23 protein-coding genes are annotated in these 21,536 nt (G+C 62.3%); 15 read left to right on the top strand and 8 right to left on the bottom strand.

Going from position 1 to position 21,536, the window contains the following annotated elements; genetic code table 11:
* Positions 1 to 148: 148 nt before the first annotated feature.
* On the top strand, positions 149 to 1,183 hold the full coding sequence (locus tag ACK59L_RS01580) for a TerC family protein (RefSeq protein ID WP_409271542.1): 1,035 nt from the start codon (positions 149 to 151) through the stop codon (positions 1,181 to 1,183).
* Here the strand turns inward: ACK59L_RS01580 and ACK59L_RS01575 are convergent.
* Both ACK59L_RS01575 and ACK59L_RS01570 read right to left on the bottom strand, forming a co-directional pair.
* A complete protein-coding gene (locus tag ACK59L_RS01575; protein ID WP_409271450.1) occupies positions 1,134 to 1,466 on the bottom strand; it encodes a hypothetical protein in 333 nt (110 codons plus the stop codon). The two genes, ACK59L_RS01580 and ACK59L_RS01575, sit on opposite strands and share 50 nt — an antisense overlap.
* Entirely contained in the window at positions 1,466 to 1,834 is a 369-nt protein-coding gene (locus ACK59L_RS01570) for a histone-like nucleoid-structuring protein, MvaT/MvaU family (protein WP_409271448.1), read from the bottom strand. The genes ACK59L_RS01575 and ACK59L_RS01570 overlap by 1 nt, the downstream gene beginning before the upstream one ends.
* A gap of 177 nt (positions 1,835 to 2,011) precedes the next feature.
* Between ACK59L_RS01570 and ACK59L_RS01565 the strand changes: the two genes are divergently transcribed.
* Complete coding sequence (locus tag ACK59L_RS01565; protein WP_409271446.1) at positions 2,012 to 2,809, top strand: OBAP family protein; 798 nt, start codon at positions 2,012 to 2,014, stop codon at positions 2,807 to 2,809.
* A gap of 23 nt (positions 2,810 to 2,832) precedes the next feature.
* On the opposite strand, the gene ACK59L_RS01560 is transcribed toward ACK59L_RS01565, so the two are convergent.
* Entirely contained in the window at positions 2,833 to 4,062 is a 1,230-nt protein-coding gene (locus ACK59L_RS01560; RefSeq protein ID WP_409271444.1) for an acyl-CoA dehydrogenase, read from the bottom strand.
* Positions 4,063 to 4,201: 139 nt separating this feature from the next.
* Here ACK59L_RS01560 and ACK59L_RS01555 point away from each other — a divergent pair, with 139 nt between their 5' ends.
* Entirely contained in the window at positions 4,202 to 5,128 is a 927-nt protein-coding gene (locus ACK59L_RS01555; RefSeq protein ID WP_058637333.1) for a LysR family transcriptional regulator, read from the top strand.
* A 173-nt stretch (positions 5,129 to 5,301) separates the two neighbouring features.
* Complete coding sequence (locus ACK59L_RS01550; RefSeq protein WP_409271441.1) at positions 5,302 to 6,456, top strand: cysteine desulfurase family protein; 1,155 nt, start codon at positions 5,302 to 5,304, stop codon at positions 6,454 to 6,456.
* 22 nt (positions 6,457 to 6,478) lie between these two features.
* On the opposite strand, the gene nfsB is transcribed toward ACK59L_RS01550, so the two are convergent.
* A complete protein-coding gene (nfsB, locus tag ACK59L_RS01545) occupies positions 6,479 to 7,132 on the bottom strand; it encodes an oxygen-insensitive NAD(P)H nitroreductase (RefSeq protein ID WP_409271439.1) in 654 nt (217 codons plus the stop codon).
* Positions 7,133 to 7,234: 102 nt separating this feature from the next.
* Between nfsB and ACK59L_RS01540 the strand changes: the two genes are divergently transcribed.
* The 3 genes from ACK59L_RS01540 to ACK59L_RS01530 are packed head-to-tail and all read left to right on the top strand — an operon-like array spanning position 7,235 to position 9,687.
* Positions 7,235 to 8,176, top strand: coding sequence for a LysR family transcriptional regulator (locus ACK59L_RS01540; protein WP_409271437.1), 942 nt, complete (start codon positions 7,235 to 7,237; stop codon positions 8,174 to 8,176).
* A 45-nt stretch (positions 8,177 to 8,221) separates the two neighbouring features.
* Positions 8,222 to 9,052, top strand: a complete 831-nt coding sequence (locus ACK59L_RS01535) for an AraC family transcriptional regulator (protein ID WP_409271435.1) — start codon at positions 8,222 to 8,224, stop codon at positions 9,050 to 9,052.
* Between the two features lie 50 nt (positions 9,053 to 9,102).
* Positions 9,103 to 9,687, top strand: coding sequence for a LysE family translocator (locus tag ACK59L_RS01530; protein ID WP_409271433.1), 585 nt, complete (start codon positions 9,103 to 9,105; stop codon positions 9,685 to 9,687).
* A gap of 27 nt (positions 9,688 to 9,714) precedes the next feature.
* Here ACK59L_RS01530 and ACK59L_RS01525 read toward each other — a convergent pair whose 3' ends face one another.
* Positions 9,715 to 10,914 carry a sugar transporter gene (locus tag ACK59L_RS01525; protein WP_409271431.1) on the bottom strand — a complete coding sequence of 400 codons (1,200 nt, stop codon included), beginning with the start codon at positions 10,912 to 10,914 and terminating at the stop codon, positions 9,715 to 9,717.
* A gap of 198 nt (positions 10,915 to 11,112) precedes the next feature.
* Between ACK59L_RS01525 and ACK59L_RS01520 the strand changes: the two genes are divergently transcribed.
* Complete coding sequence (locus ACK59L_RS01520) at positions 11,113 to 12,429, top strand: hypothetical protein (RefSeq protein ID WP_409271429.1); 1,317 nt, start codon at positions 11,113 to 11,115, stop codon at positions 12,427 to 12,429.
* 51 nt (positions 12,430 to 12,480) lie between these two features.
* Here ACK59L_RS01520 and calA read toward each other — a convergent pair whose 3' ends face one another.
* Entirely contained in the window at positions 12,481 to 13,533 is a 1,053-nt protein-coding gene (gene calA, locus ACK59L_RS01515) for a vanillin reductase (protein WP_027914670.1), read from the bottom strand.
* Positions 13,534 to 13,711: 178 nt separating this feature from the next.
* Between calA and ACK59L_RS01510 the strand changes: the two genes are divergently transcribed.
* A complete protein-coding gene (locus ACK59L_RS01510) occupies positions 13,712 to 14,617 on the top strand; it encodes an AraC family transcriptional regulator (RefSeq protein WP_058603869.1) in 906 nt (301 codons plus the stop codon).
* Here the strand turns inward: ACK59L_RS01510 and thpR are convergent.
* Entirely contained in the window at positions 14,606 to 15,187 is a 582-nt protein-coding gene (gene thpR / locus ACK59L_RS01505; RefSeq protein ID WP_409271426.1) for an RNA 2',3'-cyclic phosphodiesterase, read from the bottom strand. The two genes, ACK59L_RS01510 and thpR, sit on opposite strands and share 12 nt — an antisense overlap.
* A 158-nt stretch (positions 15,188 to 15,345) precedes the next feature.
* On the opposite strand from thpR, the gene lpxO reads away from it, so the two are divergent.
* From lpxO to ACK59L_RS01475, 6 genes are all read left to right on the top strand, one after another.
* Entirely contained in the window at positions 15,346 to 16,245 is a 900-nt protein-coding gene (gene lpxO / locus ACK59L_RS01500) for a lipid A hydroxylase LpxO (protein WP_023536108.1), read from the top strand.
* Between the two features lie 8 nt (positions 16,246 to 16,253).
* The gene (locus ACK59L_RS01495) at positions 16,254 to 16,823 is read left to right on the top strand and encodes an N-acetyltransferase (protein ID WP_326383818.1); all 570 of its coding nucleotides are present in this window, start codon (positions 16,254 to 16,256) and stop codon (positions 16,821 to 16,823) included.
* Positions 16,824 to 16,963: 140 nt separating this feature from the next.
* The gene (locus ACK59L_RS01490; RefSeq protein ID WP_409271423.1) at positions 16,964 to 18,130 is read left to right on the top strand and encodes a DUF1624 domain-containing protein; all 1,167 of its coding nucleotides are present in this window, start codon (positions 16,964 to 16,966) and stop codon (positions 18,128 to 18,130) included.
* A 147-nt stretch (positions 18,131 to 18,277) separates the two neighbouring features.
* Positions 18,278 to 19,288 carry an ABC transporter substrate-binding protein gene (locus tag ACK59L_RS01485; protein WP_409271421.1) on the top strand — a complete coding sequence of 337 codons (1,011 nt, stop codon included), beginning with the start codon at positions 18,278 to 18,280 and terminating at the stop codon, positions 19,286 to 19,288.
* A complete protein-coding gene (locus ACK59L_RS01480) occupies positions 19,285 to 20,301 on the top strand; it encodes a FecCD family ABC transporter permease (RefSeq protein ID WP_409271419.1) in 1,017 nt (338 codons plus the stop codon). Before ACK59L_RS01485 ends, ACK59L_RS01480 begins: the two co-directional genes overlap by 4 nt.
* 5 nt (positions 20,302 to 20,306) lie before the next feature.
* Positions 20,307 to 21,086, top strand: a complete 780-nt coding sequence (locus ACK59L_RS01475) for an ABC transporter ATP-binding protein (protein ID WP_409271540.1) — start codon at positions 20,307 to 20,309, stop codon at positions 21,084 to 21,086.
* 105 nt (positions 21,087 to 21,191) lie between these two features.
* Here ACK59L_RS01475 and ACK59L_RS01470 read toward each other — a convergent pair whose 3' ends face one another.
* A complete protein-coding gene (locus ACK59L_RS01470) occupies positions 21,192 to 21,512 on the bottom strand; it encodes a hypothetical protein (RefSeq protein ID WP_058603864.1) in 321 nt (106 codons plus the stop codon).
* Between the last annotated feature and the right edge of the window lie 24 nt (positions 21,513 to 21,536).

Here is a 21,536-nt window from a genome sequence, read left to right as displayed (position 1 = left end):
TCGCAAAAAAATGTAACAGCTGCTCATTCGGCGTGCCCCGCAAACGGATCTACGCTCAAGCCTAAGTGATACCGGGCCCCTCTGACGGTTGCCAGCCGCCATGTCGGATCACTGTTGCCACGCAACGTCGACCGATCAGGAGGGGCTTATGACAGCTCTGCACACCTTTCTCACAACACCTTTTCTCGGCACCAGCGCTTGGCTGTGGCTGGTCTTTGTCGCCATCGTCGTCGGCTTGCTGGTGCTCGACCTGGGCGTGCTGCATCGCCATGACCGCGAAATCGAAATGCGCGAAAGCCTGCTGCTGTATTCAGGCTACTTCGGCGTCGGCGTGCTGTTTGGCGTGGGTGTTTGGTACTACCTGGGCGCGCAACCGGCACTGGAGTTCTATACGGGGTTTCTCGTCGAGCAGTCGTTGTCGATGGATAACGTCTTCGTGATGGCGATGATCTTCAGCTATTTCGCCGTTCCCCGACGGTATCAGCACCGCGTGTTGTTCTGGGGCATTCTCGGCGTGGTGGTGTTGCGCGCGATCATGATTGGCGTCGGCGCGGCCTTGGTGCAGAACTTTGCCTGGGTACTTTATCTCTTCGGCGCTTTCCTGCTTTTTACCGGCGTGAAAATGGCGATATCCAGGGAAGACAGTCAGCCGGACCTGGCCAACAATCCGATTCTGAAGTTTGTAAGGCGGCACATGCGTGTAACCGATCAGATCCACGGCTCGAAGTTTTTCGTGCAGGTTACGCCCAGTGGGGAAAGCAATGCCGTGCGCCACGCTACGCCGCTGTTTCTTGCGCTGGTGTTGATTGAACTGGCTGACCTCGTATTTGCCGTGGACAGCGTCCCGGCGATATTCGCCATCACCCAGGACCCTTTCATCGTCTACACATCCAATATCTTTGCCATCTTGGGCCTGCGTTCGCTGTACTTTGCCTTGTCGGCACTGATGCACCGTTTCGTGTACTTGAAATATGCGCTGGCGCTCGTGCTGATCTTCATCGGCTGCAAGATCTTCTACCACGGCATGGTTGGCAAGGTGCCCGCCCTATTGTCGCTGGGTGTCACGTTCGGGCTGTTGCTGGGCGGTGTGCTGGTGTCGCTGATAAAAACCCGCGGTCAAGCCAAGGCCCCGGTTACTGAGCCGGATCAAGCGATTGAAACCACTCGGCATAAGGAGTATTGACCGCCATGCGCCGGTTGAAGTCCGGGCTCCCGTCGCCCCACCAGACGGGGCCACGCTCCCCCAGCGCGACCTTTGCCGCCTGAACCTGGGCACGGGCGCGAGCAAGCTGATCGGGTTCGTCGTTGACCTTTGCGTCCTTTACCGCTCTGCGCGCGTCCATCAGGGCATGCACCCAGTGCTGACGCAGAGCGTCGGACAGGGAGGGATCGGTGCAGCGCCACAAACGCCCCCGGACAACGAAATAGCGGCCGTCCGGGGTGATGGGATAGCGTTGGGTGGGCATTACTTGGCCAGCCAGTTTTCCACTTCATCAGCGCCGTGTTCGGCCTTCCATGCCTTGAGCTTGGTGTGATTGCCACCTTTGGTCTCAATGACTTCACCGGTGTGAGGGTTCTTGTACTGCTTGACCTGCCGAGCACGGCGTGGCGCTTTCTGGGCCGCGGCAGGCGCAGCGGGCCGTTGACCGTTTTTCGGGTCGAGCAGGTTGACGATATCGCGCAAACTGTATTCGTACTTGGCCAGCAGATTTCGCAGTTTGGTTTCAAATTCGATTTCTTTTTGCAGCTCAGGGCTACCTTTCATGGCTTCCAGCTCTGCAAGTTGGGCAGCCAATTTCTGTTCCAGTTGACGAAACTCTGAAAGACGAGACATGGGGACGTTTCCTTTGCAGGACGACGGGCAATGAAACTTCAGTAACTTGTTAGTGCAGTCGAACATAGACTTGGTTCAACCGGCTTGAATAACTAGACAGCATTACCGTCTGTCCGTCAAAGAAAATGTTAGTGTCCGGCAAGCGGTCTGTTGCGCACACCCTGCGGAGACTCAATCATGCCCAACCCTTCCCTCGGCCTTCTTGGCCTATGTTTGGCCAGCGCCCTGCTCGCGGGTTGCTCAGGGGCCAAAACCGCATCGCCCGTGCAAACACCCGGCGCCCCAATAAAAACCGGCACGCAATGGCTTGAAAAAGGCGCGGCGCTGTTACAGGCCAAACCGCCTATTGACGCACTCAATGCCTACCTGGATGGTTTTCACTTCTATAACGGCCATCCGGATATTCAAATGGAAGCGCATCATTACTGTGCGATCCTCAACGAAGACGTCATTCAGTGCGTGATCTACGATGGCAGCACGGCCACGGCCAAGATCATGGGCGTGGAGTACATCATCGACCAGAAGTTGTTCGCCCGGTTACCCGCCAAGGAAAAAGCGCTGTGGCACAGCCACGGGTTTGAAGTGTCCTCTGGCCAGTTGGTGGCGCCCGGTATCCCTGCGCCTGCCGAACATGCCTTGATGAAACGCCTGGCCACCACCTACGGCAAGACGTGGCATACCTGGCATACCGACCAGGACAAGTCACTGCCGATGGGCGTGCCGCAACTGATGATGGGCTTCACTGCGGACGGTCAGGCAGACTCGGCGATGGTCGAGCAGCGCAACCGTCGCCTGGGCATTGATACCGCCCAGACGCGCAAGCAGCGCGCTGATATCGACATTCCTACGCCCGATACCGGCGCCGACAGTTGGCAGAAAGGCGTCATCATTCAGTTGGATGACCCTACTGGCGCGCATTTGCACAAACCTGCCACCCCTACGCCTGCCGATACCAACAGCCGCTCGGCCCGCTGAGCCTGGCGGCTTGACCCCAGCAATCAGCGTTGGGCCGCTGAGCCTGATGCAGGCAGATACTTGCCGATCTCGTACTTGCCGATCGCTGCCCGGTGCACTTCATCGGGCCCGTCGGCCAGGCGCAGGGTGCGCTGCATGGCGTACATGTAGGCCAACGGAAAATCAGCGCTCACCCCCGCACCACCGTGCAACTGGATCGCCCGATCGATTACGCGCAGCGCAACATTCGGTGCTACCACCTTGATCTGGGCGATCTCGCTGCGGGCTACCTTGTTGCCCACGGTGTCCATCATGTAGGCCGCTTTGAGCGTGAGCAGGCGTGCCATGTCGATGTCCATGCGCGAATCGGCAATCTTGTCGACATTCCCGCCCAGGCGCGCCAGTGGCTGCCCGAACGCAGTTCGGGCAACCGCGCGCTTGCACATCAGCTCCAGGGCCCGTTCGGCCATGCCGATGGACCGCATGCAATGGTGGATGCGTCCAGGCCCCAGTCGGCCTTGGGCGATCTCGAACCCCCTGCCCTCGCCAAGCAGCACGTTCTCCAACGGCACCCGCACGTTTTCGAACACCACCTCGGCATGGCCATGGGGTGCGTCGTCGTAGCCAAATACCGGCAGAGGTCTGAGCACCCTCACACCGGGCGTATCCATCGGCACCAGAACCATCGAGTGTTGTTGGTGCCGCGGGCCGTTCGGGTTGGAAAGGCCCATGAAGATCAGGACCTTGCACCGCGGGTCACATGCGCCGGAGGTCCACCACTTGCGGCCGTTGATGACCCACTGGTCCCCTTCGCGCACCGCTGTAGCCGCCATATTTGTGGCATCCGAAGACGCCACATCGGGCTCGGTCATGGCGAATGCCGAGCGGATTTCACCCCGCAACAAAGGCTCCAGCCACTGCTGCTTCTGCGCGGCCGTACCGTAGCGCACCAGCACTTCCATGTTTCCCGTGTCCGGTGCCGAGCAGTTGAACGGCTCCGGGCCCAACAATGAACGGCCCATGATCTCGGCCAGTGGGGCGTACTCCAGGTTGGTCAGCCCTGCGCCGTATTCGGATTCAGGCAGAAAGAGGTTCCACAAGCCCTCCTCGCGTGCCTTGATTTTCAACGATTCCATGATGGCGGTAGGCTGCCAACGATCGCCTTCGGCAACCTGGCGTTCGAATACGGACTCGGCAGGATAGACGTAGGTATCCATGAACGCAGTCACGCGCTCGCGCAGCGCTTGCACCTTGGGTGAATAGGCGAAATCCATTGGCGGGTTCCTTCAAGGTCGAATGACATGAAGCAAGCCTAGGGCAGGCACGGGTCATCCACCTAGTCTATTTTCGGCGTGTATTAACATTCATAACCGATATATGATCGGCCAATAATTCCAAAAACGAGCGGCGCTCATGAACCTCAGCAAGGTCGATCTCAACCTGTTCATCGTCTTCGATGCAATCTACACCGAAGCCAACCTCACCCGTGCCGGGCAGATCGTCGGCATCACCCAGCCTGCCGTGTCCAATGCATTGTCCAGGCTGCGTGAAACGTTCAACGACCCGCTGTTCGTACGGACCGCCCAGGGCATGGTGCCAACACCCATGGCGCAGAACATCATCGGCTCGGTCCGCAGCGCGCTGGCATTGCTACGCACCTCGGTGCAGGAAAGCCGGACGTTCAACCCCCTGCAAGCGAGCAAGACGTTTCGCATCAGCATGACCGACCTGACCGAGGCCGTGATCCTGCCGCCGCTGTTCCAACGCCTGCGTCGCCTGGCACCTGGGGTGCTGATCGAGAGTTTCCTGTGCAAGCGCCGGGAGACCACCAAGGAGCTTGCCGCAGGACGACTGGACTTCGCCATCGACGCCCCCCTCAACACCGACCCTCAAGTGCGGCACATCAAGTTGATGCAGGACCGCTACGTCTGCGCCCTGCGCCAAGGTCACCCGCTGGCCGACAGGGCATTGAGCCTGGATGGGTACCTTGGCATGACCCATATCCACATTTCCAGCCGCCGCAACGGGCTGGGTTACGTGGACCTTGCGCTGGGCAAGATGGGCGTGCAGCGCAAGGTGGCCCTGCGCTCACAGCATTACCTGATGGCCTCGCAAGTACTGCAGCAAACTGACATGGTGATGACCGTGCCAGAGCGTTTCGCCCGCCGTCATCAGTTGTGCTACAAGCCTTTGCCTGTAGAGGTGCCGGCGTTGGAGACGCACCTGTACTGGCATGAAAGCACTGACCAGGACCCAGCGAACCGCTGGATGCGCGAGCAGATTACCGAGTTGTGCGAGCGGGTAGTCAGCGAAGAGGAACGGACTCTCAACGGTCAATGAGAAGAGACCGTCTGAGTGTCGAGACAAGGGTGGGAATATTTTTTTCGTTATGCCCGATCCGGAGAATGCTTTTGCAAAATGGTCTTAAAACGCCCTGATTTAGAGCAAAAGTCTCTTCGTGACGCAGTTAATCTTGTTCAGGCACCCTCGCTCTCTTGCCAATGGACCTGCTTATGTCTGACGCCCCTCTCTACTTCGATTACGCTGCCACTACCCCGGTCGACGATCGAGTGATCCAGACCATGCTTGGATGCCTCGGTCGGCATGCCCATTTCGGTAACCCGGCCTCAAGCGGGCATGTCTATGGCAGGGCAGCGCGCGATGCAGTCGAGCTGGCCCGTGAGCAAGTAGCCGAACGCGTGGGGGCGCCGCCGGCGTCACTGGTATGGACATCCGGGGCTACCGAGTCCAACAACCTGGCGCTCAAAGGCGTCGCGCAGGGACTGGGCCAGCCTGGGCATCTGCTTACCAGTCAGCTAGAGCACAAAGCTGTTCTGGACACCGCAGCCGAACTGGAGCGCCAAGGCTGGGCGGTGACCCGACTGCAACCTGATCAATCAGGCCTGATCCATCCGGCCATGGTTCAGGACGCGCTGCGCGCCGATACGCGCCTGGTGTCGCTGATGGCGGTGAACAATGAATTGGGCACAGTCACCGACATCGCTGCCATCGGCGAGCGGGTGCGGGCGCACGGCGCCGTGTTCCACGTGGACGCAGCTCAGGCGGTAGGCAAGCTCGCCATCGACCTGGCTAGCCTGCCCGTCGACCTGATGTCCTTTTCCGCCCACAAGGTGTATGGCCCCAAGGGCATCGGTGCGCTGTTCGTTGGCCCGCGCGCGCGCGCCGGCATGCGTGCCCAACTGCATGGGGGTGGTCATGAGCAAGGCTTGCGCTCCGGTACCCTGGCCACGCATCAGATCGCGGGCATGGGCAGCGCGTTTGCCCTGGCCGGCCAACCAGGCGATGGCGAGTACCAGCGCTTGGCGCAGCTGGCCAAGCGCCTGCGCGAGGGCCTATTGGCACTGCCCGGCATCACGCTCAACGGCTGCGCTACCCAGCGCGTGCCGCACACCCTGAACCTGTGTATCGATCAGGCAAGGTTCAACAGCGCGGCGCTCGCCACACAACTGGCGCTGTCGACCACCTCGGCCTGCAATTCAGCGAACAATGCGGCATCCCACGTCCTGCTGGCGCTGGGGTTGGACGAGCGCCGTGCCCGTAACAGCATTCGCCTGAGCGTTGGCAGGTTCACTACCGAGGCGCAAGTCGACAAGGCCATTGCAGTATTGGCCTCGGCACTGACCACGGCCAGCGCTGCACTCTGGTGAACCACGCCAGCCGAGCATGCCTTTACAGGAAGGTGAATACCTTGGATGCCGGGAGCCGCGATTTGCTTAACCCGGCATTGAAGTCGGTTTCACTGCGATAGCCCAGGCTCAGCAGCACTACGCTGGTGAAGCCTTGTTCGCGCAAGCCAAGCTCGGCATCCAGGCGCTGGCTATCGAAGCCTTCGATGGGGGTAGCGTCCAGGCCCAGGGCAGCGGCGCCCAGCAAGGCTGTACCCAGGGCAAGATAGGTTTGCTTTTCCATCCAATGCTGCAGGTCCTTGCGCTCGTAACGATGCAGGTCGGCGTAGTGGCGTCGGCTGTTGTCCTGCGCCGCCTTGGCCTGCTCATCGCGAAAACGCCCGTCGAGTGCCTCCTGGGCGAGCACGGCCTCCAGGTGCGCCTGGGTCATGTCGGTGCGCGTGCAAAAAACGATGACATGGGAGGCATCGCGCAACTTGGGCGAATTGTAGGCGTAGTCGGTGTCGGTACTGATGGTCAGGCGGGCTTTGGCAGCTTCGCTCTGGGCAACGACGAAATGCCAGGGCTGGGAATTCACCGAAGATGGGCTGTGACGCAATTGCTCGAGCAAGGCATCGACCGTGGCTTGGGGAATTTGACGCGATGCATCGTAGGCTTTGGTGGTGTAGCGGCGCTTGGCCAGCGAGACGGTATCCATGGGCAATTCCGGACGTCGAGAGAAAAGGAATGCCCATGGTATCTTTCCTGCCACAAATAAAAACCGGCACAATCGAGCAACACTTTCACCCCTGGAGTGACAATGTTGCGTCTTGCCGACCTCGAACTGTTCGTGCGCAGCAGCGTGCTGGGCAGCTTCACCGCAGCTGCCATCGAAGCGAACCTGTTGCCCGGCCAGGTGGCGGCCGCCATCAAGCGGCTGGAGCGTGATCTGGACGTACGTCTGTTCGTTCGCACTACCCGCAGCCTGCGCCTGACTGCCGAGGGCGAGCGCTACCTGCCGACTGCCGTGAACGTGCTGGAAAGCCTGCGCCGCGGGCATGAAGATTTGCACGGCAATGCCACCGCCCTGCGCGGCACCTTACAGGTTTCAGCACCCTCGGACCTGGGCCGCAACATGCTGCTGCCCTGGCTCAGCGCCTTTCGCCGGGAGCACCCGGCCTTGCACCTGCGGTTCATGCTGTCCGACCAGATTGCCGACCTGAACCGTGATCCGGTGGACGTTGCCGTGCGTTACGGCCTGAACCAGGACGCCAACTACATCGCCCTCCCCCTGGCCGACTGGAACCAGCGCGTCCTGGTCGCCTCCCCCGATTACCTGGCCCGCCACGGCCGACCGCAGACGCCCGAGGCACTGCATGCCCATGCCTGCTTGTTGTACATGCAGCACGGTCGGGTGTACGACAAGTGGCAACTTGGCCAACGCACGGTGCACGTGAAAGGGCCACTGATCAGTGATGACGCCGATGTGATTCGCCGCCTAGCGGTACTTGGCGAAGGTATCGTCTACAAGTCGTGGCTGGATGTCAGTGATGACCTCGCCTGCGGCAGGCTGGAAATCGTGCTGCCTCAATGGCCGGGCGAGCCGACGCCTGTCACGCTGGTATGCCCGCACCGCAAGCAGCTTACCCCCGCCGTCACGCAACTGCACCAGTGGCTGCGCCAGCGGTTCGATGCACTGCAGCCGGCAGCCAGGCTCGGCAGTTGCACAAATCTTCCAGACACCTGTAGCCGGGAGCGCTAGGCTTCCTGTACAGCCTAAGCATCAGCATGCACACAGCGAGCCCCCATGAGTAACTGGATCGACCTCAAGCAGGACGCCGAGACTGGCATCGAGTCGATCCGCGCCCATTTCGTCGGTCATGCCTACGACCCCCACTGGCACGAGAGCTTTCTGGTAGGCGTCACCGAGCAAGGGGTCCAGCAATTCAATTGCCGTCGGGTCAGGCACCGTAGCGTGCCAGGGCAAGTTTTCATGCTTGAACCTGGGGACCTGCACGACGGGCTCGCGCCCACTGAAGAAGGTTTTACCTATTCCACGCTCTACCTGGAGCCGGACTGGCTGGAGCAGCAGTTGCGCCTGCTATTCGAACACGCGCCGCGTGACGCCCTGCCCTGTTTCGCCGACACGCTGGCCCAGGACCTGCAACTTGCCCAAGCCACCGCGTTTGCCTTCAATGCCTTGCATGCACACGAGCTGCTCATCGTCAGGCAGTCGGCCACCGACGCGTTGCTTGCCTGCCTCACACGCCACCTGCACTGGCGCAAGCGAGTCGACCCGGACCCGCGTTTGCCGCTCACAGCGCAACGGGCCCGCGATTATCTGCATGACAACCTCGAACGGGATGTTGGCCTCCAAGAGCTGGCGACTGCCTGTGGCATCGACCGCTATCGCTTGACCAGAGCCTTCAAGGCGGCATTTGGCCTCGCCCCGCACGCGTACCTCATCCAGCTGCGCCTGGCCAGGGCCCGGCGTTTGCTTGCCAGCGGGGCCAGCCCTGCAGACGTAGCCGGCACCTTGGGCTTTGCCGATCAGAGCCACTTGGGCCGGTGGTTTCGACGGGCCTATCAGCTCACCCCGGCACACTACCGCAAGCGCTGCTCAATCCTTCCAGACTGAGGCGATGCAAATGTCGAGCATTGGGGCTGACACCAAAGGAGCCCCAGCACATGACGCATTCTTTCCTGCCATTCATTGCATTTGCCCTGGTTGCCAGCATCAGCCCAGGCCCGACCAATCTGCTTATCCTTGCCCAAGGCGCGCGACATGGGCTGCGCAGCACGCTGGCGCCCATCCTGGCGGCATGCCTGGCCGCAGCGGCCACTGTGTTGCTAGTTGGCATGGGGCTGGGTCAATGGTTGACGCGCTACCCACAAGCCCAGCATCTGATGATGTGGAGCGCAGTGTTGTGGTTGAGCTGGCTGGCCTGGCAACTGCTGCGCAGCACCGGCGATACCGGCGCGCCAGTTCAGGCGCGGGTGTTCACGGCAGTGGACGCGGCAACGCTGCAGGTGATCAACCCCAAGGTGTGGCTGATGGCCGTGGCCGTAATCGGCGTGTTTGCCACGCCAGGCCTGGCGGTATGGCAACTGGCACTGGTGTTCCTGGTGATCGCACTGGCGTGCATGACGCTGTGGGCGGTGCTGGGCGCAGGCAGTGCGGCCTGGCTGCAAACGCCACGCCGCCTGCGCGTGTTCAACCAGGCCCTGGGCGGCCTGCTCTTGCTCTCAGCGTGGGCTGCGGTATTGAGCTGAGCAGCCTTGTTGCCCGCAAAGCCAGACTCAATGGGTCAGCGCGTCGCGAAAGCGGCGGGTACTGCCCACTGCCAGCAACAAGCCGACCACTGCCACGCTGCCCCCGACCAGGCCGATATTGGCCACGCCCAGGTAGCTGCTGACGATACTGCCCAGCAATGCACCACCGCCGATGCCGATGTTGTAGATGCCGGAAAACAACGCCATGGCCACATCCGTGGCGTCGGAGGCCAGCTTCAAGGTACGTGACTGCAATGACAGGCTGAAGCTCAAGATCGCCACACCCCAGCACATGCTCAGCACGGCGAACGCATGGAAGCTGCCGGACAATGGCAAGAGCAGCAGCAAGCAGACTGCCAGCATGCCGATCGAGCCCACCAGAAAACCTTGGGGAAAACGGTCGCTGTAGCGGCTGAACAGGAACGAGCCGACCACGCCAGCGCCGCCAAACAACAGCAAGACCAACGTGGTGCGCTCACCGCTGATCTGCGCGACATGCAGGGCGAACGGCTCGATATAGCTGTAGGCGGTAAACTGCGCCGTGATCACCAGCGTCACCAGCAGGTAGGTGATGACCAGCGCAGGCCGCTTGAACAGTACCGGCAGGCTGCGCAACGATCCCGAGTTCTGGCTCGGCAACAACGGCAGCGACTTCATCAGGCACAGCATGGTCGCCAGCGCCACCCCTGCGATGCTCAGGAAGGTGACGCGCCACCCCAGCGCCTCGCCCACCACGCGCCCCAGGGGGATGCCAAGCACCATCGCCAGCGTCGTGCCGGTGGCCAACAGGCCCAGCGCCTTGGCCTGCTGCCCAGGGGGCGCGACGCGCACCGCAAGCGAGGCAGTAATGGCCCAGAACACGGCGTGCGCCAAGGCTATGCCGATGCGGCTGAGCAGCAGCATCGCAAAACTCTGCGACAGCCACGACAGCAGATGGCTGACGATGAACACCAGAAACACGAACAACAGCAGGCGCCGCCGCTCGATGTTGCGTGTCATCAACATCATCGGCAGTGACGCCAATGCCACGACCCAGGCATAGATGGTCAGCATCAGCCCCACTTGCGCGGTGGTCATGTCGAAGCTGCGGCCAATGTCGCTGAGCAACGCCACCGGCACGAACTCGGTGGTGTTGAAGATGAAGGCAGCCAACGCCAGAGCGATGACGCTCAGCCAGCTGCCGCCGCCTACTGTGGGCGGCAAGTGGTCAGGTAAGGGTCCGTTCATGGCGTGAAACCGGTTCTCCACAGGCAAGGCAAGACCACGCACGTCCGGCCCCGACTAGGAGCGGTATGAGCGTGTGTCTTATTAAAATTGGGGACGCAGGCATGGTACGCGTGATGCTCGGGCCTCACAACCGCCGTACCGAAGGCGTACCATGCGCAATCTCGGATACTGGCGCACATCAAGGAGTTCCACCCACTCATGGACAAGCAGCATCCCCAGCAGCAATGGCAGCAGGCCGTTATCACCTACGCCCAGGCGGTCAACGACTATGTCGCACAAGGCAGCGCGCACGGCTGGGACCAGCTCGAAGAACCCCGGCATCCTGCCACCAAACATTTGCTGGACGCCTGGCGCGCCGCCTTGCGCAAAGTCAACCAGCCGACCGTCGAGGAGCACCAGCGCCAGGCATTTCGCCAGGCTTGGCCGCCAGCCCATGCGCCCTTGTTGCCCCTGCTCGACACCCATGGTCAGGGTATCGCCACGTTGCTGCTGCTCGATGACGGGAGCCTGCTCGCACGGATCGGCATGCCGCACGAGAAAGGCCAGGTGGTGCGTATCGATGGGTACACCGTGACACCCATCATCGGCGTCGAGCATTTCGGCCGTTGCCCGGCTCGACGCTTCTTCGCCCTGGCCAACGCCGAGGGGGTGCGCGTGACCGATGGATGGGGCGGCCCACAGGTGCGGCGGCTGGCGTGGCCTACCGGTTTGGAGGGGTTGCCCAAAGGCTATCCGTTCGAGCCTTTCGACCTGCCCCCCATTGCGACTGCATTGATACCCTTCCCCGATGGGCAACAGGTGCTGCTGATCAGCGACGAGGGCATTTTCGTGCTCTCTGAGCAGGGCGCGAGCCGGCTGCTGCCGCGCCAGGAGCAGGTAGAGCAAGCGCTGGCAGAGGGCACGGACCCCGATGACATCATCCTGGGCCTGAGCATGGCCCATGGCGCTGTATCGCCCGACGGGCAGTGGGTCGTGGTAGGCGAGCAAGCCAACCGGCACCAGGTGCTGGACCGTCAGTTAACGCCTGTTGCCAGTATCGGACCGGCCAGCGAATACCCGCACTACGCCCTGTTCAACCGTACCGGGGACCAGTTGCTGCTCAATGCCTGTCACTTCTACAGCGGTGCGTCGCTGGCCGTCAGGGTGAGCGACCTGGAGGGCCTGGATACGGATTACTACAGCCAGGACCCGCGCACGCCGGTGGTGCAGGAAGGCGCACGGGTCTACGCAGGCGTGGCGCGCCAGGACGAGTACATCGTCGGTGATGCCTATGGTTATTTACGGGCTTTTGGGGAAGACGGTGGCGAACGCTGGCAGCACTATCTAGGTTCGACCATCAGCGCAATGGACATCAGCGAGGATGGTCGAACCCTCGTTGCCGCAAGCCATGCGGGGTTCATCTCGGTGATCGCGCTCGACAGTGGCCGACCTGATTGGCAGATCGGTACAGGCCCGCATGGCGAGGTCCGCCGCTGGCTGTTCTGGAAAGGTGGGGAAAAGCCGCTGGCCTGGTAAGGCCAGCAACAGGGCCTGCACCGTTTGATCCCGGTGCAGGCCGACGGCCGATCAGGCCTTGAGGGTCGCCATGTCGATCACGAAGCGGTACTTCACATCGCCTGCGATCATGCGCTCATAGGCCTCGTTGATGTGCCGGATATCCAGCATCTCGATGTCGCAACGGATGTCGTGCTTGGCACAGAAGTCCAGCACTTCCTGGGTTTCGGCGATACCGCCGATCAACGAGCCGGCCAGCACGCGGCGCTTCATGACCAGGTTGGCAGCATGCAGCGCAGGCTCGATCGGTTCGATCAGCCCGACGAGGATGTGCACGCCGTCGAACGTCAGGGTTTCCAGGTAGGGATTGAGGTCATGTTGGACCGGGATGGTGTCGAGCAGGAAATCGAAGCGACCGGCGGCCGCTTTCATCTGCTCGGCGTCGGTGGACACGATCACATGGTCTGCCCCCTGGCGGCGCGCTTCAGCGGCCTTGGCCTCGGAACGGGTGAACAGCGTGACTTCGGCACCCAGCGCCTTGGCCAGCTTGATGCCCATGTGGCCCAAGCCACCCATGCCTAGGATACCCACTTTGTGGCCTGGGCCTACACCGTGGTGCTTGAGCGGCGAATAGGTGGTGATACCGGCGCACAAGATAGGGGCGGCGCTGGGCAGGTCCATGCCCTCGGGGATGCGTACCACGAAATGCTCGCTCACCACGATGCTGCTGGAGTAGCCACCCATGGTGTTGCTGCCATCGACCCGATCGGGCGTGGCGTAGGTCATGGTGGGGCCTTCGAGGCAGTATTGCTCAAGGTCCTTGGCACAGGCTGCGCACTGACGGCAGGAATCCACCATGCAGCCGACACCGACCAGGTCACCGACCTTGTGGCCGGTGACCTGGGCGCCTACCGCGGTCACGCGGCCGACGATCTCGTGGCCCGGCATCAAGGGGTAGACCGCAATGCCCCATTCGTTGCGGGCCTGATGAATGTCCGAGTGGCACACCCCGCAATACAGGATGTCGATGGCCACGTCATCCGGGCGCGGGCTGCGGCGCTCGAAGGTCATGGGTGCCAACGGGCTGGTGGGGGTTTGGGCGGCGTAACCGATAGCGGTATACATGGAGACCTCGCGGTTAAGTGAAACGGTTCATGTGAAGCATTTTGTTCTCAGATAGGAACATTGCCCACCGCAGATTCTCCGGAAGCCTTGCCTGATTCTCCGAAGCTTCTGGTGCAGCCAACGCGCGGCGGGCATAATCCGTCCACCCATGCTGTCCGATTCTCTGCCCCGGTGCTCCATGCAACTGACCCGTCACGTCGACGCCAATGCCCCGCTTTGCGCACTCATACGCCGTCTGGCGGTTCGCCCAGGGTTCGTGCCCACCCACCTGCCCCAGGTACAAGTGCTGAGCTGGGACCACTACGTCGCCAGCAGCCCACAGATCTACGAGCCGAGCCTGATGATCCTGGCCCAGGGCAGCAAGCTGGCCCGCCTGGGGCCCCGCACGCTGGAGTACGGCGCGGGGCATTACCTGGTGCAGGCACTGTCGGTACCGTTCATGTGCGAAACCTTCGCCACGCCCGATGTGCCCTTGCTGGGCGTGGCAGTGGCCATCGACCGCGCCACGCTGAGCGAACTGGTGCAGAGCAGCGGCCTTGCCACCGATGGCCCGGTGCAGGCTCAGACGCCCCAGTCGATGACTTCGGCCGCCCTGGACGCGCCCATGCGTGAGCGGGTCGAGCGGTTGCTGGAGTGCCTGCAAGACCCTGTGGACGCCAAGGTGCTGGGGCCGGCCCGGGTGCGCGAAGTGCTGTACGCCGCCCTGCGTGGCCCGCAGGCCGGGGTACTCAGAGCGCTGGTCGAGCAACAGGGCCATTTCGCCCGCATCGGCGCCGCCTTGGCCCACCTGCGCGAACACTACAGCGAGCCACTGAGCGTCGAGGCTCTGGCTGGGCGAGCGAACATGAGCGTCTCCACCTTCCACGAGCATTTCAAGCGCTGCACGGACATGGCGCCCATGCAGTACCTCAAGCGCCTGAGGCTGCTCAAGGCACAGCAGATGCTGATCGGCGAAGGTATGGGCGTGGCTCAGGTCGCCCATCGGGTGGGCTACCAGAGCACGTCGCAGTTCAGCCGCGAGTACAAACGCCAGTTCGAACGCAGCCCCGGCGAAGAATTGCCCTATCAGAGCCTACCGGTGTAAGCCCAGTGGGCTAATGAATGCGCCCCCATCCCCCAATGCCCAGCGTGCCAATGGCTGATAGGCGCCCTTTCGAGATTCGTAAAGTACACATTCCCGGGCGCTGACAAAGAACTCGGGCGGCGTGCTGGCCTCAGGGGGCTGCCCGTGAAAGTCGCGGGACAACGTCAAGTGGGGTCGAAAGGTGCGGTCTGCAACGGCGATACCCAAGGGCAGCAGCGCCTGTTGCAGCCCATAGACCAGTTGAAGAAGGGGCGCAGGCGTATGCTGCGCCTCAAGCACCAGGGCACCGGCCTTGTGCCACACCTGCAAGCGATCGAGCACCAGCCTTGGCGCCTTGTCGGGCAGCAGCAATTGGTCGACGGCAGCGCACACCGATGGGACCTGGGCCGCATCGACATTGCCCAGGAAGGCCAGGGTGATATGGAAATTGGCGGCCGGCACCGGCTTGCCGCTGCGCAGCGCCAGGCTGCGTCGCCACTGGGAGACATCGCGGCGCTGGGCATCACTGACTGGCAGGGCGAAAAACAGCCGCTTGAACGGGCTGGCCGTGGAGCGAGTGTCCTGAACCATAAGACCTCCTGAAGGTGAAACCAGGGTCGCGGACGATGCAACGCGACACCGAACTGGCCGGACAGTTTCGTAACAATAGGTACAAACTGCCGCGACGATTGTTTATGCTGGCGGGCTTATGCCATCGCGCATGGCCATTTTTCGACAAGTAAACGTCCATGAAAATTGCACTCGTTCTGCTATTCGTCCTCTCGATCGCCTACGTTCACCTGCGCGGCCGGGTGCGTCACAAGCTGACCCGCCAGCTGGGTGACCATTCCAGTTTCCTGGCCCCGGTCAACAGTTTCCTTTACTTGTTCTCGAAACATCCGGCCAAACCTTACCTGCCGGTCGAAGCCTTCCCTGAGCTACAACCGCTGCAGGAACACTGGCAGGAAATCCGTGAAGAAGCCCAGCGCTTACTCCAGGTTGGCGAAATCAAGAAGTCCGATAATTACGACGACGTGGGCTTCAACTCGTTCTTCAAGACCGGCTGGAAGCGGTTTTATCTGAAGTGGTACGGCGAAAGTCATCCGTCGGCCATGACCCTGTGCCCGCGCACCACGCAACTGCTCCAAGGCATTGGCACCGTCAAGGCCGCCATGTTCGCCACCCTGCCCCCTGGGGCCAAGCTGGTTCGGCACCGCGACCCCTATGCTGGCTCCTACCGCTATCACTTGGGCCTGGATACTCCAAACGACGACGGCTGCTACATTGACGTCGATGGCGAGAAATATTCGTGGCGCGATGGCCAGGGCGTTGTGTTCGACGAAACCTACATCCACTACGCGGCCAACACCACCGAGCACAATCGCATCATTCTGTTCTGCGATGTGGAGCGCCCGCTCAAGTATCGCTGGGCCACGGCGTTCAATCGCTGGTTCAGCCGCAACGTCATGGCCGCCGCCGCGGCGCCCAACGATGCAGGGGACAAGACCGGCGCCATCAACCGCCTGTTCACCCGCATCTACCGCATCCGCGAACGCGGCAAAGCACTGAAGAAGCGCAATCGCACGCGTTACTACCTCGAAAAATGGGCAGTGGTGGCGGCGCTGGTGTTGGTGTTCATCTACATCTGAGGCTGCACATGATCAATCTCCGCCCCATGACGCCAGAAGATTTCGAGCGCTTCTGGCCCACGCTGCAGGGCGTGGTCCAGGCGCGCGAAACCTACGCCCTTGACCCCGACATGACCTTTGAGCAGGCCCGCCATATGTGGCTCGAGCTGCCCCGGCACACACTGGTAGCCGAAGCGCAGGGCGAGCTCCTGGGCTCCTACTACCTCAAGGCCAACGCCGGCGGGCCAGGCAGCCACGTGGGCAATTGTGGCTACATGGTGACCGAGCAGGCACGTGGCCGCGGGGTGGCGCGCTTGATGTGCGAGCACTCGCAGAAGCTGGCTCGTCAGGAAGGCTTTCTGGCGCTGCAATTCAACTCGGTGGTCGCCAGCAATGAAGTGGCGGTGGCCTTGTGGCACAAGCTGGGCTTCGAAACCGTCGGCCGCTTGCCCAAGGCTTATCGCCATGCACACCTGGGGTTGGTGGATTGCCTTGTCATGTATAAATGGCTGGCCGATGAGCCAGTCACGGAAAAGCCTGCGTTGCTCATTGGCCGCAAGAACATCGAAGCGCGTGTATCGCGTCGCAAGGGTCGGTAGTCAGCCACGGCGCTCCAGGGTCTGAGGCCCGTGCCCTGGAGCCAGTACACGCCAGATTCTGACGGTTTGAAACAGGCAGTCTTGCTCACCGCCAGGGTTATAAGATAACGTTTCGTCCGTCGTCTTTAACCGTGATGTCCATGCCCCCTACATCCTTGCCACCTCCCCTCTCACACCAACGCCTGCAGAGCATCGACGCCCTTCGCGGTTTCGTCATGCTGATCATGCTGCTGGACCACGTGCGCGAAACGTTTTTCATGCAGTATCAGGTCAGTGACCCGATGGCCGTGGAAACCACCGAGCCTGCGTTATTCGTCAGTCGCACCCTCGCACACCTGTGCGCGCCGGTCTTTGTGCTGCTCACCGGCCTGTCTGCCTGGCTTTACGGCGAAAAACGGCAGCGTCGCGGCGAAGTCTCGATGTTTTTGTTCAAGCGCGGGCTATTTCTGGTGGTGCTGGAATTCACCCTGGTGAACTTCGCCTGGACATTCCAGGTGCCGCCGACTGTGATCTACCTGCAAGTGATCTGGGCCATCGGTATCAGCATGATGGCGCTGTCAGCCTTGATATGGCTGCCCCGGGCTGGCCTGCTCGCCGTTGGGCTGACCCTCATCGCCGGGCACAACCTGCTTGACGGTGTGCACTTCGACGCCGCATCCCCCTGGCATGTGCCCTGGGCCATCGCTCACGACCGTACCTGGCTCGACGTCAGTTCCACACTGCGCTTGCGCACCTCCTACCCGGTACTGCCCTGGGTCGGCGTCATCGCCGTTGGCTACTGGCTCGGCCCCTGGTTGCACAGCGCGTGCACACCGGCACTGCGTCAACGGCGGCTGCTACACGCTGGGTGCGGCGCACTGTTGGGCTTTGTCGCGCTGCGCGCGATCAACGCCTATGGCGAAGCGCACTGGAGTGTTCACCCAGCGCTGGCGCAGACGCTGATGAGTTTCTTCAACATCACCAAATACCCGCCGTCACTGGTGTTCCTGACGTTAACCCTGGGCGTTGGGTTGCTGCTGCTGCGTGCATTCGAGCGCGCAGAGCACCCGCGCTGGATCGGAGTGCTGGCGATGTTTGGCGCAGCCCCGATGTTTTTCTATCTGCTGCACCTTTACGTGCTCAAGCTCCTGTACCTGAGCGCACTAGGTGTGTGGGGGGCCAACCAGGGGGCCTACTTTGGTTTCCAGACCATTGCCGCAGTTTGGCTCACGTCGGCCCTGCTACCGCTGATGCTCTACCCGCCTGTACGCTGGTTCGCCCGGCTGAAGGCACGCCGGCGTGATCTGGCGTGGCTGAAGTACTTCTAGGCGGCTCAACCAGGCCCTAAAAGCGTTTCACCCGGCGGCGCGATGGTCTACCATGCGTGCCGCCAGTTTCCACCCTCACATCAATAGGGAATCCCGCGTTCGTCTTGCGCGAGCCATCGGGAACTGCCCCACAGGAGATCGTCCTGCATGCTGCCCCGTTTCGCCACCCTGCTCGCTGGCCTTGGCATCGCCGGCCTGGCCCAGGGTGCACCCACCGCGTATCCGCTGACGATCGACAACTGCGGTAAACCCCAGGTGTTCACCCAGGCACCCCAGCGCGTGGTGACCATCGGTCAGGCGGGCACCGAAATGCTGTACGCGTTGGGCTTGGGTGCCCAGCTCGCCGGTTCATCGCTGTGGTTCAATGACGTATTGCCCGATTACCAGGCGCAAAACGCCAAGGTCCCTCGGCTTGCCGACAACGAGCCCAGCTTCGAAGCGGTGGTGGGCAAGCGCCCGCAACTGGTGACGGCCCAGTTCGAATGGATGGTCGGGGACCAGGGCGCGGTGGGTACGCGCGAGCAATTCGATGAGTTGGGCATTGCCACCTATGTGCTGCCGTCGGATTGCGAAGGCAAGGACAACCTGGTAGGCGCCGACGGCACGCGGCTGCAGGCCTTCCAGGTCGAAAGCATTTACAAGAGTGTCAGCGAATTGGCCAGCGTCTTCGATGTGCAGGCCCGTGGCGCCGCCCTCAATGACGAACTCAAGGGCCGTTTGACCAATGCCCAGGCGCAGCTGGCAGGCGTGGACCTGTCAAACACCTCGGCGCTGTTCTGGTTCTCCAGCGCTGACCTGGCCACCGACCCATACGTGGCAGGTCGCCAGGGCGTTGCGGATTTCATGCTGCGTGCCCTTGGCGTGCGCAACGTGGTGAGCTCCACCGAGGAGTGGCCAACTGTGAGCTGGGAGACATTGGCCAAGGCCAACCCAACCTGGCTGATCATTGCACGCATGGACCGCCGTCGTTTTCCGGCCGACGACTACCAGAAGAAACTCGACTTCTTGCGCAATGACCCTGTGACCCAGCACATGGACGCCGTCAAGCATGGGCGCATCATCGTGCTCGATGCCGAGGCGATGCAGGCGGGCATTCGTTTGTTCCGCGGCTTGCAAACGCTAGCGGCAGCCTTTTCCACTGGCGTTGCAGCCCCGTGATCAAGCGCCTGACGGTGACCTGCGCCGCATTGGTAGCCCTGGGGGGTGCGCTGCTGGCGGGTACTGCGTTCGGTGAAAACCCTCTGTCATTGCGCCTGGTCGGCCAGGTGCTGGCCAACCACGCCTGGCAAGCGGGCTACCCGCTCGACCCCATCGATGCTGGTGTTGTGTGGAACTACCGGCTGACCCGTAGCCTCGTCGCGGCGGCTTGCGGCGCCGGGCTGGCCACCTGCGGCGTGATCCTCCAGGCGCTGCTGCGCAATCCGCTGGCCGAGCCCTATCTGCTGGGCCTGTCGGCGGGCGCATCTACAGGAGCGGTGCTGGTGGGTCTGTTGGGCGTGGGCAGCATGACCCTGAGCATGTCTGCTGGGGCCTTCATCGGCGCCTTGGCAGCCTTTGCACTGGTGCTGCTGCTGGCGCGCGCCGCGAGCCCAGGCAGCACGGGGGCTCACGTCATCCTTGCCGGGGTGGCCGGCTCGCAGCTGTTCAATGCTGTAACGGCGCTTCTGATCACCAAGTCGGCGACGGCCGAACAGGCCCGCGGCATCCTGTTCTGGCTGCTGGGCAATCTCAGTGGCGTGCGCTGGCCTTCGGTCTGGCTGACCGTGCCGGTTGCCCTATTGGGCCTTCTGATTTGCCTGTGGCAACGGCGTGCGCTGGATGCGTTCACCTTTGGCGCCGATTCGGCAGCATCCCTGGGCGTGCCGGTACGGCGCACTCAACTGTTACTGATCAGCTGTGCAGCCCTGGTCACCGCCGTCATGGTCTCCATCGTAGGCGCGATCGGTTTCGTGGGCCTGGTCATTCCCCATGCGCTGCGCCTGCTGCTCGGGCCCGGTCATGACCGGCTCCTACCGGCCAGCGCCCTGGGCGGGGCACTGTTCCTGATCACCGCGGACATCCTGTCACGGACGTTGATCGCCGGACAGGTCATCCCCGTAGGGGTGGTCACGGCCCTGATCGGCGCACCGGTGTTCGCCGTTATCCTGGTAGCCCGAAGGGGGCGCGCGTGACCGCCATGGCGCCCATCCAGCTCGGCCCACTGGATTGCCAGGGCATCAGCCTGCACCTGGGTGGCCGCCCGGTGCTCGACGGGATCGACCTGACGGTGCAAGCCGGTGAGACCCTGGCCATCGTCGGGCCAAACGGCTCGGGAAAGTCGTCGCTGCTCAAGGTGCTGGCAGGCCTGCGCAAGCCCGCCACGGGGACCGTGCAACTTCTGGGCAAGTCGCTCTCGCGCCTGCCTCGCAGAACGGTGGCAAGGGCACTGGCACTGGTCGAGCAGCATGCTGACACGCTCGATGCCATTCGAGTATTCGACGCCGTGGCGTTGGGCCGCATCCCATGGTTGTCGGCCTTGGCGCCGTTCGGTGACGACGACAAGGCCATCGTCGAGCACGCCCTGGCTGATGTGGATGCACTGCATTTGCGCAGCCGCCTGTGGGGGTCGTTGTCCGGTGGCGAGCGCCAGCGCGTTCACATCGCCCGGGCGCTGGCGCAACGCCCCGCAGTGCTATTGCTGGACGAGCCCACCAACCACCTCGACATCCAGCATCAACTCGCCCTGTTGCAGCAGGTGCAGGGGTTGCCGGTCACCACGCTGGTGGCCTTGCATGATCTCAATCAGGCATTGACGTGCGACCGTGTGGCGGTGTTGAACAAGGGGCGACTGGTCGCACTGGGCAAACCGCTGGATGTGCTCACGCCCGCTTGCTTGCTGAGCACCTTCGGCGTTCACGCGCACGTGCTCACCGACCCGCTGGACGGCGCTCAGGTACTGCGTTTTCGCTGCGCTTGAGTGCCTCCATGCCACGTGGCGCATTGTGGACGGCGGGTAAGCTGACGGCCTTGCGTGTTGAATACGGGCGGCGGCAGCGAAGCCACCGCGCGCCCATGTCAGCGGTCAGTGAACCGTGTCGGTCGCCGTGCGGCACCATTGCGCCCGCTCCTGACCGGTGAGTGAGCCCGACAGTTCGATGAAGGTGGCTTCCAGTTCCGGTTCGACGTGACCGGCCACCTTGATGCGACTGAGCAGGTACTGCCTGACCGTCCTGGGCCATCGGCCCTCTCGGTGCGCGGCATTGATGATGCTGGCGGCATCCTGGCGGGTGGCGCCACGCCATATGTCCATCAGGCGGTTTTGGAAATCGTCGAACGACCAACCGTCTGTGCGAACTTCGAATTCATCCAGCAGTTTCAGTTTGTACAGGGCCATGTGCGGCATTGTCGCTCTCCCTCTGCGGCTGTG

Origin of the sequence: Pseudomonas sp. KCJK9111, from assembly GCF_046231935.1 — a bacterium.
GTDB classification, from domain to species: Bacteria; Pseudomonadota; Gammaproteobacteria; order Pseudomonadales; family Pseudomonadaceae; genus Aquipseudomonas; species Aquipseudomonas parafulva_B.
Note: the sequence above shows the minus strand (reverse complement) of the source record. Positions and strands in the feature narration are given on the sequence as shown.